This is a genomic window from Paraconexibacter antarcticus (assembly GCF_024220175.1).
GTDB classification, from domain to species: Bacteria; Actinomycetota; Thermoleophilia; order Solirubrobacterales; family Solirubrobacteraceae; genus Paraconexibacter; species Paraconexibacter antarcticus.
The window spans coordinates 3,626,633-3,639,230 of record NZ_CP098502.1 but is presented as its reverse complement, the minus strand read 5'-3'; the positions used below and the strand labels follow the sequence as shown (position 1 = coordinate 3,639,230).

Here is a 12,598-nt window from a genome sequence, read left to right as displayed (position 1 = left end):
TGGTACCCGGAGCGCCGTCGACCTATCCGCGGCCGGGGCGGGCCGGGGCGGGGGCGGACGGGCATCGAGACGGGGTCCGGCGGGGTCGGACGCCCGGGCCCAGAACGCCAAAAACCCCGCTGGGAGCAGGGTTTCTGAGGTACCGCTACGGAGATTCGAACTCCGGTTTCCGCCGTGAGAGGGCGGCGTCCTAGTCCCCTAGACGATAGCGGCGGGGGGACGGAGAAGATAGCAAGGCGCCCCCGGAGATGACGGCTCGCCCTGGCGGCACCCCGCCCGCGGCTCGCCCGGGCCACGAGTGGAATCGAGCTGCTGCCAGGCAGCAACAGGATTCCACTCGCGGCGCGAGGCGGCGGCTCAGGCGGCCGCCTGCAGCGTCGGGTAGTCGACGTAGCCCTCGGCGCCGCCGCCGTAGAACGTGCCCTCGTCGGGGGCGTTGAGCTCGGCGCCCGTCCGGATGCGCTCGGTGAGGTCCGGGTTCGCGAGGAAGCGCCGCCCGATCGCCACGAGGTCGGCCTTGCCGTCGGCGACGAGTGCATCCATGTCGGCGAAGGACCACTCCTGCGTGAAGCCGTTGGAGGCGATGAGCGTGCCGGAGAAGCGCTCGCGGGCGTCGGCGACCGCGGACCAGCCGGCGTCCGGGGCGGTCTCGCAGACGTGGACGTAGGCGAGGCCCGCCTCCTCGGCGATGGCGAGCGCGGCGTGGAAGCCCTCGCGCGGCTCGTCGTCTTGGAGGTCGTTGAACGGGTTGCCGGGGGAGAGGCGCAGCCCGACGCGATCGGCGCCGACGGCGGCCACCGCCGCTGCGACGGTCTCGCGGAGGAAGGTCGCGCGGCCGGTCGCGTCGCCGCCGAAGCGGTCGGTGCGGTGGTTCGTCCCCGTCGCCCCGAACTGGGCGATGAGGTAGCCGTTCGCGCCGTGCAGCTCGACGCCGTCGAGCCCGGCCTCGATCGCGACGCGCGCGGCGTCGGCGTACTCACGGACGAGCGCCTCGACCTCGGCGGTCGTCGCCTCGCGGGGCTCCTCGAACGGCTCGGTGCCGGTGCCGGTGAAGACCTCGCCGTCCGGGCGGACCGCGCTCGGCGCGAGCGGCGCCTGGCCGATGATGCTCGGGTGCGAGATGCGGCCCGCGTGCATGATCTGGCCGACGATGAGACCACCCTCGGCGTGCACGGCCTCGGCGACGGTGCGCCAGCCCTCGCGCTGCCGGTCGGTGTGGAGGCCCGGGGTGTGCGGGTAGCCCTGGCCCTCGGCGGACGGCTGGGTGCCCTCGGTGATGATGAGGCCGGCGCCGGCGCGCTGCGCGTAGTACTCGGCGTTCAGCTCGCCCGGGGCCTCGCCGGCGCCGGCGCGGTTGCGGGTCATGGGCGCCATGACGATGCGGTTCTTCGCGGCGAGGGCGCCGGCGGTGACGGGGGTGAAGAGGTTTTCGTGCATGGCCCACACCGTAGAACGTAGTTGCGCGAGCAATCACTTCTGGGCGCGTTGGCGCTCTCGGGCCGGGCTCCGTCGTGGGTGGTGTGCCCGGCGGCGACCCCGGTGAACCGCTCGGTGCGGCGAACCCTACGGGTGACCGTAGAAGGCGACGGCCCGCGCCCCGCGGGTGCAGAGGACGCCGAGCCCGCCCTCGGCGTCGCCCGGGGTGTCCCGCACGACGTGGCCACGGCACGCGTAGCCCCGGACCCGCACGCGTCCCGTGGGGTTCGCGCCGTCGTGCATCGCCTCGTATCTCACCCACGCGAGCGTCACCCGGTTCGCCGTCGTGCAGCCCGTGCGCTTGGCGCGGATGCGCCGGTAGAAGCCCTGCCCGGGCGTACCGTCCGGGCCGTAGCTCCCGGCGCAGGCGTGGAAGCGGGCCGTCGCCGCGCCCGCGGGCGCGACCGACAGGCCGACCGGGGCGAGGGCCGCCAGGCCGAGCGCGGCGGCGGTGAGGCGGCGGTGGCGGAGCAGCCGGCGGCGGGGCACGGGCTCAGCCGGCGAGGCGCACGCGGTCGTCGACGACCCCGAGCGAGGGCTCGACGATCCCCGTCCACGGGCCGCAGCCGACGTGCACGCCGTAGTGGGCGGCAAGCTCGCGGGCGTGGTCGGCGCCGAGCTCGTTCGGCGGGCCCGGGTTCGCCGGGGCGCTGCGGACGAGGGCGCGCGGCACGGGTAGGTCCAGGCCACCGGGGTGGTGGCGGACCCCGTCCGCGGGGACGAGGACGAAGCGGTCGCGGGCGCGGAGGAGGACGAGCAGCAGCCAGGCGGGCCGCTGCGTGCGGTCGTCGTAGAGGACGTCGGCGACGTGGCCGAGACGGGCGCCGATCTCGTCGTAGACACGAGCGCCGAGCAGGGACGGCAGCAGACCGAGAGGCTCCATGCGCACGTGTTCGCCGCCGCGGGGCCGGCTCCTGCCGCGGTGGCCGGACCGCCGCCCGTCCTTTAGGGACCTTGAGGTGCCGCCGGTACCCTGAAGCGCTCGTGACCGCGCTCCGCAACCCGAAGAACGCCCTCCTCGCGGCGCTCGCCTGCCTCGCCGGCCTGACGGTCACCGGGATCTTCGCGTACCTCGTCCCGATCGCCCAGGCCCGGGACAGCGCGACGCTCCGGGGCTTCGTCGCCCTCAACCGCCCGCGGGTCACCGAGCTCATCGCCCACGTCGCGCACCTCGCCGACCCCCGGCCGTACGCCGTCATCGGCCTCACGCTCGCGGGGGTCGCGTTCTGCCGTCGCAAGGGCCGCGTCGGCGTCGCGATCATCTTCCTGCTCTTCCTCACCGGCGCGACGACGCAGACGCTCAAGCAGGGGCTGGCCCAGCCGCGTTTCTCGGACTGGCTCGGCAACGGGCAGATCGCGGCGGCCTCCTGGCCGAGCGGGCACGCGACCGCGTCGATGACCCTCGCCTTCTGCGCCGTCCTCGCCGCTCCCCCGATCGCCCGCCCGACCGTCGCCGCGGTCGGCGCGCTCTTCGCCGTCAGCGTCTCGTACTCGATCCTCGCGCTCGGCTGGCACTTCCCGAGCGACGTCATCGGCGGCTTCTTCGTCGCCTCGATGTGGACGGCCCTCGCCGTCGCGATCCTCGAGGCGCTGCCCGACCGGCGGGCCGACGCCGACGCCGGCGCCCGCCCGACGCCGCGCCTGCCCGTCCCGGTCCCGCGGGGCTCGACCGTCCGCAGCGCGTTCGGCCCGATGGTCATCGGCTCGGGCGCGGTCACGACGGTCGCCGCCGCGTGGCTCGCCCGGCCGGAGGCCGCGACGACGTTCGCGCGTGAACGGCCGTGGTTCGTGCTCGGCGCACTCACGATCGCGGCCATGGCGACGGCGCTCGCCGCCGGGCTCGCCCGCGGCGTCGACGCGTAAGTCGCCGCGACCGCGGCCGGGGCACGCCGGTCGGCTCAGCTCAGCGCGACGCGCCCGGCTTCCACAGCGGCTCGGCCGTCCCGGTCTCGTGGTTCGCGCCGCGCGCGAGGATGAAGAGGAGGTCCGAGAGGCGGTTGAGGTAACGGACCACCTCGGGGCTGCCGTCCTCGACGAGGATCGCGCGGCGCTCGGCGCGCCGGCAGACCGTCCGGCAGACGTGGAGCTGCGCCGCGGCGGCCGTCCCGCCAGGCAGGACGAAGGACTTCAGCGGCGCGAGCGTCGCGTTCACCTCGTCGCAGCGCTCCTCGAGCCAGGTGACCTGCGCGGGGTCCACGCGCAGGCGCTCGCGCTCGGCCGGGGTCTCGGGCTCCGGGACGGACAGGTCCGCCCCGAGGTCGAAGAGGTCGTTCTGCACGCGGGAGAGCCAGGGGGCGTAGGCGGCCGGGAGGGACGGCTCGCAGAGGAGGACGCCGAGGTGGCTGTTGAGCTCGTCGATCTCGCCGTACGCCTCGATCCGCGGGTGGGTCTTCGGGACCCGCGACATGTCGCCGAGGTGCGTCTCGCCGCCGTCGCCGAGCTTCGTGTAGATGCGGGTGAGGTTCACGGTCATGGCCCGCCGAGTGTCCCACACCCCCGGGCGGGGCCCGGGGCCCCTCTGCCTCCGCGTATGGCATCTTGGGGGGCGATGGCCCGCTTCTCGCCGACCTCGATCGTCCCGTTCCTCGCCGTCCTCATCGCTCTGATCGCCGCCGCGCCGGCCGCTGCGGAGGGGCCCGCCTCGGTCCGCCTGACCGTTCAGGGCGCCACCGGGACGCTCATCGGGACCCGCACCGTGACGACCCGCGACGTGACGATCCAGCGCGACGGCGCGGCCTGCTCGGGGACGAGCGCCGCGGGTGCGCTCGACGTCGCGACCGGCGGCCGGTGGGACGCCCGCTACGACCCGACGGCGGGCCTCCGGGTGAGCTCCGTCCTCGGCGAGCTGCACCCGGGCACCGCGAGCGACGACCTCTCGTGGGTGCTGATGGTCAACAGCGTCGTGTGGCCGTACGGGCCGTGCGAGCTGCCGCTGGCGACGGGCAACACGGTCCTCTACTACCCGAGCACCGTCCCCGCCGAGCAGATCGCCGCCACCTGCCGGACGACCGGCGCCGACGGCTACTGCGGCAGTCCGGATCGCACCGGACCGGTCGCGACGATCACCTCGGTGAAGGAGAAGCAGACCTTCCGGAAGGGGCATGGGCCGCGCGTGCTCGCCGGCACGGTCGCGCCCGACCCGCACGGACTCGCGGACGTCCGGCTGCGCATCACCCGCTCGCGCGGGAGGACGTGCCACTTCTACTCGGGCATCGAGGAGACCTTCCTGCGCGCGAAGAAGTGCGGTGCGAACGGGCCGCAGTTCTTCTCGATCGGGAAGGCCGCCAAGTGGTCCTACCCGCTCATCCGGCGGCTGACCCGGGGTCGCTACACGCTCGACGTGCAGGTCGTCGACACGCTCGGCAACGTCGCCGGGCCGAGCGATCGCGGCCGCGACCGCATCGTCTTCACCGTCCGCTGAGAGCCCGAGGCCCCATGTCCCGCCAGTCGTCCTTCCGCCTGCCCAGGCCCGCCCGCGGCCCCGCCGCCGCCCTCATGGCAGCCACCCTGACGACCGCGCTCGCGCTCGCCGGCTGCGGCGCGGGCGACTCGCCGTCCGGGGCGCAGCTCCTCGTCACGCAGGACTTCGGCGCCCGGCCGGTCGCCGACCTCGCGCAGCCGAAGGTCGGCGCCTCCGCGACCGTCCTCAGCCTGCTCGAGGGGAACCTGAAGGTCATCGTGGCCGGTGGCCGCGTGCGGTCGGTGAACGGGATCGCGGCGGGTGGCGGCAGCGGCTGGTACCCGTTCGTCAACGGTGTCGGCGCCAAGAAGGGGCTGCTCACGCAGGACGTCCGCGGCCGCGACCGCGTCTGGTGGGACCGCCACCCGTTCGCCGCGGCGACGCGCATCCAGGCGGTCGTCGGCTCCTTCCCGGCCCCCTTCGTCGCCGGCGTGAAGGACGGCAAGAAGCTGCCGGTCCGCGTCGAGTGCCAGCCGTCCGACATCCCGGCGTGCCAGACCGTCCAGGACGCGATGACCGCCGCCGGCGTCTTCGCCGCGAAGGGCGGGCTGCAGCAGTCGTTCACGAAGGAGACGCTCCGGATCGTCGTCGGGCCCTACGTGCAGATCCGCGACGACGAGACCGTCAAGACGCTCGAGGACGGCCCGCGCGTCAGCGGCGTCTTCGCCCGGCCTGCGGCCGACGCCAGGTCGATCGCGATCCTCGACGCCGCCGGCCGAACGACGCGGACGCTCGGCCCGGGGGACGGCCTCATCGCCGCGACGCGACTCGACGACGGTCAGCCCGTGTGGATCGTCACGGGGGTGGATGCGGCCGGCGTCAAGGCCGCGGCGAGCGCCCTCGACGAGGGCAACCTGCGCGGCCACTTCGCCTTCGCGGTGGTCGACGGCCGGGCCGTGGGCGTGCCGGAGGTCCGGGCCACGCCGTAGCCGCCGCGGGTCGGCCGGCGGCGTCGGCCGGGTCAGCGCGGGCTGGCGGGTGTGGGCGGCGAGGCGCGGCGCCGCCGCCCCGTCAGCCGGGCAGCTCGGTGACGAGGACGGTCGCGTCGCCGGCCGTCGGGGCGACGGGGAGGTTCGCGCCGTCGGCGGCGGGGACGAGGAAGAACGCGCCGGGAGCGAACGACGCGCCACCGCAGGACACGCCGCCGTCGATCACCGCGACGATCGCGCACTCGCCGGGCGACGTGAGCACCGACGGACCGTCGAGTGCCCGGCGGGTCACGGTGAAGCAGTCGTTGTCGGCGATCGGGCCGTCGCCGCGGTGGAGCGGCGGCTCGACGTCGTCCCAGTCGATCGACGCCATCGACTGCGGCACGTGGAGCTCGCGCAGCTCCCCGTCCAGGCCCGGGCGGCCGAAGTCGAACACGCGGTAGGTCGTGTCCGAGTTCTGCTGGATCTCCACGATGAGGCAGCCCGCGCCGATCGCGTGGACGCGGCCCGAGGGGATGAAGATCGCGTCGCCGGCCTTCACGTCGAGGCGGTGGAGCATCGCGGAGACGTCCTCGCCGGCCTCGAGCGCGGCCGTGAAGGCCTCGCGCGTCACGCCCGCTCGCAGGCCGACGTAGAGGTGACCCTCGGGCGTGGCGTCGGCGAGGTACCAGAGCTCGTTCTTCGGCTCCCCGCCGAGCTCCCCGGCGAGATGGTCCGGGGGGTGGACCTGCACCGAGAGCGTGTCGCGCGCGTCGAGGAGCTTGATGAGGATCGGGAAGCGATCGCCCCGGCCGGCGGCGCGCGGGCCGAAGACCCTGTCGCGCTCCTCGGTCCACAGCTCGTTGAGCGTGCGGCCGGCGTGGACCCCGCCGGCGACGACGCTCTGCGCCTCGGGGCGGTCGACGACCTCCCAGGATTCACCGATCGGCGCGCCAGGGGGGAGCGGCTTGCCGTACCGCTCCTCGAGCAGGCGGCCGCCCCAGATGCGCTCCATGAACAGGGGGGCGAAGGCGATCGGCTCGGGCACGGCGCGAGCATAACCACGGCCGAGAGTTCAGAACTCTGATACCGTCGCGGCCCTGATGACTGTTCCGAACTCTTCCGGGCTCGTCTCCCAGCAGGTCTTCGCGACGCTGCTCGAGGCGGTCCTCTCCGGGCGCTACGCGCCGGGCGAGAAGCTGCCGCGCCAGCGTGAGCTCGCCGCCGACCTCGACGTCACCCTCGGCTCGCTCCGCGAGGCGCTGAAGCGACTGGAGCAGATGGGGCTCGTCGAGGTCCGGCACGGGGACGCCACGCGCGTGCGGGACTGGCGCGAGGCGGGCGGGCTCGACGTGCTCGCCCATGTCCTCTTCCGGGGCGGGACGCTCGACGGGCGCGTGCTCGACGACATCCTCGAGGCCCGCACGCTGCTGCTCCGCGAGCTCGGCGGCCTCGCCGCGGCCCGGCGGAGCGACGCGGACGCCGTCCGCATCACGGAGCTCGCGGCGGCCTTTGCCACCCATCCGGACGACGCGGTCGCCGCCGCCCACGTCGACTTCGCGTTCTTCACGGCGGTCACCCAGGCCGCGGGGAACCTCGTCTTCGTCCTCATCCTCAACGCGATCCGCGAGCTCTATCTGGGGCATGTCGCCGCCGTCCCCGTGACGGCCCGGCCGGCGGAGCTCGCGCCGGGGTACGCCGAGCTCGCGGCCGCGATCGCAGCGGGGGAGGAGGAGCGCGCCCGCGCGGCGGCCTTCGCGCTCGCCGCCCGCCAGCGCGACCTCGTCCGCGCGGCGCTCGCCGGGTTGCTCGGCGGGGGCGGCGGCGGCGGGGGCGGCGCCGATGACGGCGGGGGCGGCGCCGGCGGCGGCGGCTCCGCGGCCGCCGCCGCGCCAGGAACCGCCGCGGCGCCCACGGAGGCCGGCCGATGACCACGCCCCCGTTCACCGTCCTGCGCCCGCGCGAGGCGTCGATCTTCGCGGCGTTCGTCGAGGCGGTCGTCGCGCCCGAGCCTCCGCTGCCGCCGGTCCGGGAGACCGGCGCCGCCCTCGCGCTCGACGCGAGCCTCGCCGCCGCACCGGCCGCCAACCGCCTCGTGCTCCGGCAGGGGCTGTACGCGCTGGAGCTCGCTCCCCTCGTGCTCGGGCACCGCGCCCGGCTGCGGCGCCTGGACCCGGCGGCACGCCGCGAGGTCCTCGCCCGTGCCGAGGCCGGGCCGCTCGGCCCGCTCGTGCAGGCGCTGCGCACGCTCGCGCACCTCGGCTACTACGGCGACGACGCCGTCATGCGCGGCTGCGGCTACGACGCCGGCGCGGTCGTGGCCCGCGGCGCGCACCTGCGCGTGACGGAGGCCCGCTGGTGAGCCCCGTCAGCCCGGCGGATGCCCCCGTGCCCGCCGTCCGCGACACCGGCGACGCCGCCTACACCGACGGCCGCGGCACCTTCCACCCGCGCGAGCGGCGCCTCGTCGCCGGCCGCACGCTCGCGGGGGAGACGATCCTCACCGTCGACGCGTGCGTCATCGGCTCGGGCGCGGGCGGCGCGCCCGTCGCGAAGGAGCTCGCCGAGGGCGGCATGCGCGTCGCCATCCTCGAGGAGGGCGACTGGCACGAGAGCGCCGGCTTCACCGCCCGGCCGGGCGAGATGGCCACGCGGCTCTACCGCGACGCCGCCCAGCTCATCACGGTCGGCGTGCCGCCGATCCCGCTCCCGCTCGGCCGGGCGGTCGGCGGGACGACCCTCATCAACTCCGGGACCTGCTTCCGGACGCCGGCGCACGTGCTCGACCACTGGCAGCGCGAGTTCGGGCTCACGGACCTGACGCCGGCGGCGCTCGACCCGTACTTCCGCCGCGTCGAGCGGGAGATCAACGTCAGCCGTGTCCCCGCGGAGCTCGCCGGCGCGAGCGCCCGCCTCGTCCTCGAGGGCGCGGCGAAGCTCGGCCTCTCCGCCGGGCACCTCTTCCGCAACGCGAAGGGCTGCGTCGGCAGCGGCGTGTGCGCGTTCGGCTGCCCGACCGGCGCCAAGCAGCACACCGGCATCACCTACGTCCCGCGGGCGTGGGCGGCGGGGGCCACGACGTACACCGGCGTGACGGTGCGCCGCATCGAGCACCGCGGCGGCCGCGTCACCGAGGTCGTGGGCCGGACCGCCGGCGGCGGCACCCTGCGCGTGCGCTGCCGGCACGCGATCGTCGCCTGCGGCACGCTCCTCACCCCGGGCCTGCTGCGGGCCTCGGGCCTCGGCACGCGCTCGGGGGAGCTCGGGCGCAACCTCTCGATCCACCCGGCCAGCGCCGCGCGCGCGGTCTTCGACGAGGACCTCGACCCGTGGGTCGGCGTCCCGCAGTCGGCCTACATCGACGCGCTCCAGGACGAGGGGATCATGTTCGAGGGCATCTCCGGCCCGCCCGACCAGGCGGCGATGAGCACCCCGCGCAGCGGCCCCGAGCACCGCGACCTCATGGCCGCCGTCCGCCGCACCGCGTCCTTCGGGGTCATGGTCCACGACACCGGCCGCGGCTCGGTCCACCGCCACCTCGGCCGCACGATCGTCCGCTATGACCTGCACCCCGACGACGCGGCGCGCTTCCAGCGCGGGATGGCCGTCCTGGCGGACGTCTTCTTCGCCGCCGGCGCCCGTGAGGTCGTCGTCCCGCTGGCCGGGGTGCCGACGCTCCGCGGCGGGGACACGGGGCCGCTCGCCGCGGCGCGCATCCGTCCGCGCGACGTGAGCGCGATGGCCTTTCACCCGCTCGGCACCGCGCGCGCCGGGGCGGACCCGGCGCACAGCGTCGTGGGCCCGGACCTCGCCGTCCACGGCATCGAGGGGCTGCACGTTGCTGACGGCTCCGTCGTCCCGTCGTCGCTCGGCGTGAACCCGCAGATCACGATCATGGCCCTGTCGACCCGGCTCGCCTTCCACCTGCTCGGGCAGCCGGCGCCGGAGCACGAGCCCGTGCCGACGGCGATCGCCTAGTGTCCTGATTGATTAGTTCTGTTGCAGCGGGGGCATGGATACTTCATGCCTATCGCTGCCGCCCGTGAGATCGTGTTGACCGACCAGGAGCGCGCCGTTCTGGAGGGCTTCGCGCGGCGCCGCAAGAGCGCCCGGGGGTTGGCGCAGCGCTCACAGATCGTGTTGGAGGCGGCGGCCGGGCGGACGAACACGGAGATCGCGCAGCGGTTGCGTGTGAGCCGGCCGACGGTCACGCGGTGGCGCAACAGGTTTGTCGAGCGGCGCGTGGACGGGCTGCTGGATGAGCCGCGTCCGGGGCGCCCGCGGACGATCACCGATGAGGATGTGGAGGCGGTGGTGGTCAAGACTTTGGAGTCCACGCCCAAGGACGCCACGCACTGGTCGACGCGGTCGATGGCCAAGGAGGCCGGCCTGACGCAGAACGCGGTCCTGCGGATCTGGCACGCGTACGGGTTGCAGCCGCACCGCCAGGAGAAGTGGAAGCTGTCCAAGGATCCGTTGTTCGTCGACAAGGTCCACGACGTCGTCGGCCTCTACCTCAACCCGCCCGAAAGAGCTGTCGTGCTGTGCGTTGATGAGAAGTCCCAGATCCAGGCACTGGACCGCACCGCCCCGATCCTGCCGATGCGCCCCGGGACCCCTGAGCGCGTGACCCACGACTACAAGCGCTTCGGGACCTCAAGCCTCTACGCCGCGCTGGACGTGAGAAGCGGGCAGGTCATCAGCGCACTGCACCAGCGCCACCGCGCCGTCGAGTTCAAGAAGTTCCTTCAGCGCATCGACAAGGCCGTCCCGGCCGACCTGGACGTGCACCTGGTCCTCGACAACAGCAGCACGCACAAGACCCCGGCAATCCAGCGCTGGCTCAAAGCGCACCCCCGGTTCGTGCTGCACTTCACCCCGACCAGCAGCAGCTGGATCAACCTCGTCGAGCGCTGGTTTGCCGAGCTGACCCGCAAGCTGCTGCAGCGCTCAGCTCATCGCTCAGTTCGCAAGCTGAACATGGACATCACCAACTGGGTCGCGACCTGGAACGAGGACCCCAAACCGTTCACCTGGACCAAGAGCAGCGACGAGATCCTCGAATCCATCGCCATCCGCTGCAACGAAACTAACCGATCAGAACACTAGATGGTTCGTTCCACGGCGGGGGCGGAGGAGTCGGGTAGGCAGGTGACATAAGCAGGCAGGTCGAAGTCGGCGGTGCTATCTCGCCAACGCCGACCCTGGGGGCCTCGATGGACGCCGACCTCGACCTGCTGCTGATCGCTGTTTACTGCACCTGCGACGATCTCCTGCCTGCGAAGGGCAAGAACGCCAAACGGATCTTGACCGACGCGGAGGTCGTCACGTTGAGCGTGGCTCAGCAGGTACTGCGGATCAGCTCTGACGAGCAGTTCTGGGCGATGGCACCGCATCGCTTGGGGCACCTGTTCCCGCGACTGCCCAAGCGCCCGGGTTTCGTCAAACGCCGCCAGCGCCTGTCGGACAAAATCGAAGCGCTGATCCTCGAGTTCGCCCGCCACACCAACGGCTTTGACGACGACCTGCTCGTGGTCGACAGCACACCGGTCGAATGCGGTCGCTCGGTCGAAACGACGCGCCGCAGCGCCCTGGGCAACGCCGCGGAGTACGGCTACTGCGCCAGCCATTCCCGCTTCTTCTGGGGCTTCCGCCTGCACGGCCTGTTCGCGACCGACGGCACTCCACGCGCCCTTGCCCTGACCTCCCCGAAAACGGGCGAACGAGACGTCGCGCTGGACATGCTCGCCCGCTGCCACCGCAACGGCCCGGTCACCGTCATCGGCGACAAGGGCTACTCCGGCCGCGACTTCCACGCCCAAGCCTCCGCGCTCGGCGCCACGATCGTCCGCCCCCGACGCAAGGACGAGGCCGGCAAAGAGCCGCACCTGGCCCCGATCCGGCAATGCGTGGAATCGATCTTCTGGACATGCAAAGACATGCTCAACCTCGAGGACCACCGCGCCCGCGAGCTCCACACGCTCCGCACCCGCCTGGCCGCCAAGTTCCTCGCTCTCACCGCCGCGATCGCTCTCAACGAACGCCTCGGCCGCCCACCACGCAACCTCACTGCCTACTACGCCTGACCGATCCGTGGAACGAACCATCTAGCGGCGCCGCGGCGAACAGCCGAGCGTGCGGCCGCGTGGGGGATATGCCCCGACGCGGCCGCACGCCGCCGGTGTGGTCGCCGTGTCAGCGGCGGAGGACCGCCCGGTGGCGGCGGAGCCGGCGGTTGCCCGCCAGGTCCTCGACGGCGAGCTTCACCCGGACCGTCACGCGCGGCGCCTGGCGCAGCAGCGCCGTCCCGCGGCGCGAGATCCGCAGGACGAACGTCATGCGGCCGGCCTCAGGGAAGCCGTGCTCGACCGCGGTCGTCTGGATGTTCCCGGGCTGCAGGCGCGCGACGACGGCGCCGTTCCCGCGCTCGTTCAGCCGGACGCGGACGACGAGATGCCCGGTGCGCGCCAGCGCGCCGACGTCGCGGCTGATGATCCGCAGGCTCGGCCGCGGGGCGACGAGGTCGATGCCGGGGACGCCGCCGAGGGCGGGGGAGGCGTCGTCCGCGGGGGCGGGGCCGGCGGTCGCCACGGAAGCGAGGAGGAGGACGACGGCGACGAGACGAAACCTCAAGGCCCGTGCCTATCGGCACGCTCCGTCCACCCCTTGAGCGTAGCTGTCAGAATTCGGACACGAAACGCGAACAGGCAGCAAACCCCACGACATGGGTCCTCTTCGCTGCCGTTCGGTCCCG

At 73.9% G+C, this 12,598-nt stretch carries 14 protein-coding genes and 1 tRNA gene; 8 read left to right on the top strand and 7 right to left on the bottom strand.

Annotation, left to right across the window (positions count from 1 at the left end):
• Positions 1 to 140 precede the first annotated feature (140 nt).
• The 4 genes from NBH00_RS17790 to NBH00_RS17775 all read right to left on the bottom strand — a co-directional run bounded on the left by NBH00_RS17790 (position 141) and on the right by NBH00_RS17775 (position 2,359).
• Positions 141 to 213, bottom strand: a tRNA-Glu gene (locus NBH00_RS17790).
• A gap of 144 nt (positions 214 to 357) precedes the next feature.
• Positions 358 to 1,437, bottom strand: a complete 1,080-nt coding sequence (locus NBH00_RS17785) for an alkene reductase (protein ID WP_254569936.1) — start codon at positions 1,435 to 1,437, stop codon at positions 358 to 360.
• Between the two features lie 126 nt (positions 1,438 to 1,563).
• Positions 1,564 to 1,965, bottom strand: a complete 402-nt coding sequence (locus tag NBH00_RS17780) for a hypothetical protein (RefSeq protein WP_254569935.1) — start codon at positions 1,963 to 1,965, stop codon at positions 1,564 to 1,566.
• Positions 1,966 to 1,969: 4 nt separating this feature from the next.
• Entirely contained in the window at positions 1,970 to 2,359 is a 390-nt protein-coding gene (locus NBH00_RS17775) for a PRC-barrel domain-containing protein (protein WP_254569934.1), read from the bottom strand.
• A 101-nt stretch (positions 2,360 to 2,460) separates the two neighbouring features.
• On the opposite strand from NBH00_RS17775, the gene NBH00_RS17770 reads away from it, so the two are divergent.
• Entirely contained in the window at positions 2,461 to 3,339 is an 879-nt protein-coding gene (locus NBH00_RS17770) for a phosphatase PAP2 family protein (RefSeq protein WP_254569933.1), read from the top strand.
• A 40-nt stretch (positions 3,340 to 3,379) separates the two neighbouring features.
• On the opposite strand, the gene NBH00_RS17765 is transcribed toward NBH00_RS17770, so the two are convergent.
• A complete protein-coding gene (locus NBH00_RS17765) occupies positions 3,380 to 3,949 on the bottom strand; it encodes a cob(I)yrinic acid a,c-diamide adenosyltransferase (protein ID WP_254569932.1) in 570 nt (189 codons plus the stop codon).
• 75 nt (positions 3,950 to 4,024) lie between these two features.
• Here NBH00_RS17765 and NBH00_RS17760 point away from each other — a divergent pair, with 75 nt between their 5' ends.
• Positions 4,025 to 4,897 carry a hypothetical protein gene (locus NBH00_RS17760; RefSeq protein WP_254569931.1) on the top strand — a complete coding sequence of 291 codons (873 nt, stop codon included), beginning with the start codon at positions 4,025 to 4,027 and terminating at the stop codon, positions 4,895 to 4,897.
• Positions 4,898 to 4,911: 14 nt separating this feature from the next.
• Complete coding sequence (locus NBH00_RS17755; RefSeq protein ID WP_254569930.1) at positions 4,912 to 5,865, top strand: DUF4430 domain-containing protein; 954 nt, start codon at positions 4,912 to 4,914, stop codon at positions 5,863 to 5,865.
• Between the two features lie 82 nt (positions 5,866 to 5,947).
• Here NBH00_RS17755 and NBH00_RS17750 read toward each other — a convergent pair whose 3' ends face one another.
• Complete coding sequence (locus NBH00_RS17750; protein ID WP_254569929.1) at positions 5,948 to 6,892, bottom strand: type I phosphomannose isomerase catalytic subunit; 945 nt, start codon at positions 6,890 to 6,892, stop codon at positions 5,948 to 5,950.
• A gap of 55 nt (positions 6,893 to 6,947) precedes the next feature.
• On the opposite strand from NBH00_RS17750, the gene NBH00_RS17745 reads away from it, so the two are divergent.
• The 5 genes from NBH00_RS17745 to NBH00_RS17725 all read left to right on the top strand — a co-directional run bounded on the left by NBH00_RS17745 (position 6,948) and on the right by NBH00_RS17725 (position 11,930).
• Complete coding sequence (locus tag NBH00_RS17745; RefSeq protein ID WP_254569928.1) at positions 6,948 to 7,775, top strand: FadR/GntR family transcriptional regulator; 828 nt, start codon at positions 6,948 to 6,950, stop codon at positions 7,773 to 7,775.
• A complete protein-coding gene (locus NBH00_RS17740) occupies positions 7,772 to 8,206 on the top strand; it encodes a hypothetical protein (protein WP_254569927.1) in 435 nt (144 codons plus the stop codon). Before NBH00_RS17745 ends, NBH00_RS17740 begins: the two co-directional genes overlap by 4 nt.
• Positions 8,203 to 9,822, top strand: a complete 1,620-nt coding sequence (locus NBH00_RS17735) for a GMC family oxidoreductase N-terminal domain-containing protein (RefSeq protein ID WP_254569926.1) — start codon at positions 8,203 to 8,205, stop codon at positions 9,820 to 9,822. Before NBH00_RS17740 ends, NBH00_RS17735 begins: the two co-directional genes overlap by 4 nt.
• A gap of 45 nt (positions 9,823 to 9,867) precedes the next feature.
• Positions 9,868 to 10,953, top strand: a complete 1,086-nt coding sequence (locus tag NBH00_RS17730) for an IS630 family transposase (protein ID WP_254569016.1) — start codon at positions 9,868 to 9,870, stop codon at positions 10,951 to 10,953.
• A gap of 107 nt (positions 10,954 to 11,060) precedes the next feature.
• Positions 11,061 to 11,930 (top strand): IS982 family transposase, encoded by an 870-nt coding sequence (locus NBH00_RS17725; protein WP_254569017.1) that lies wholly within the window; start codon positions 11,061 to 11,063, stop codon positions 11,928 to 11,930.
• A gap of 109 nt (positions 11,931 to 12,039) precedes the next feature.
• Here NBH00_RS17725 and NBH00_RS17720 read toward each other — a convergent pair whose 3' ends face one another.
• Positions 12,040 to 12,477, bottom strand: a complete 438-nt coding sequence (locus NBH00_RS17720) for a hypothetical protein (protein ID WP_254569925.1) — start codon at positions 12,475 to 12,477, stop codon at positions 12,040 to 12,042.
• Positions 12,478 to 12,598: the final 121 nt, after the last annotated feature.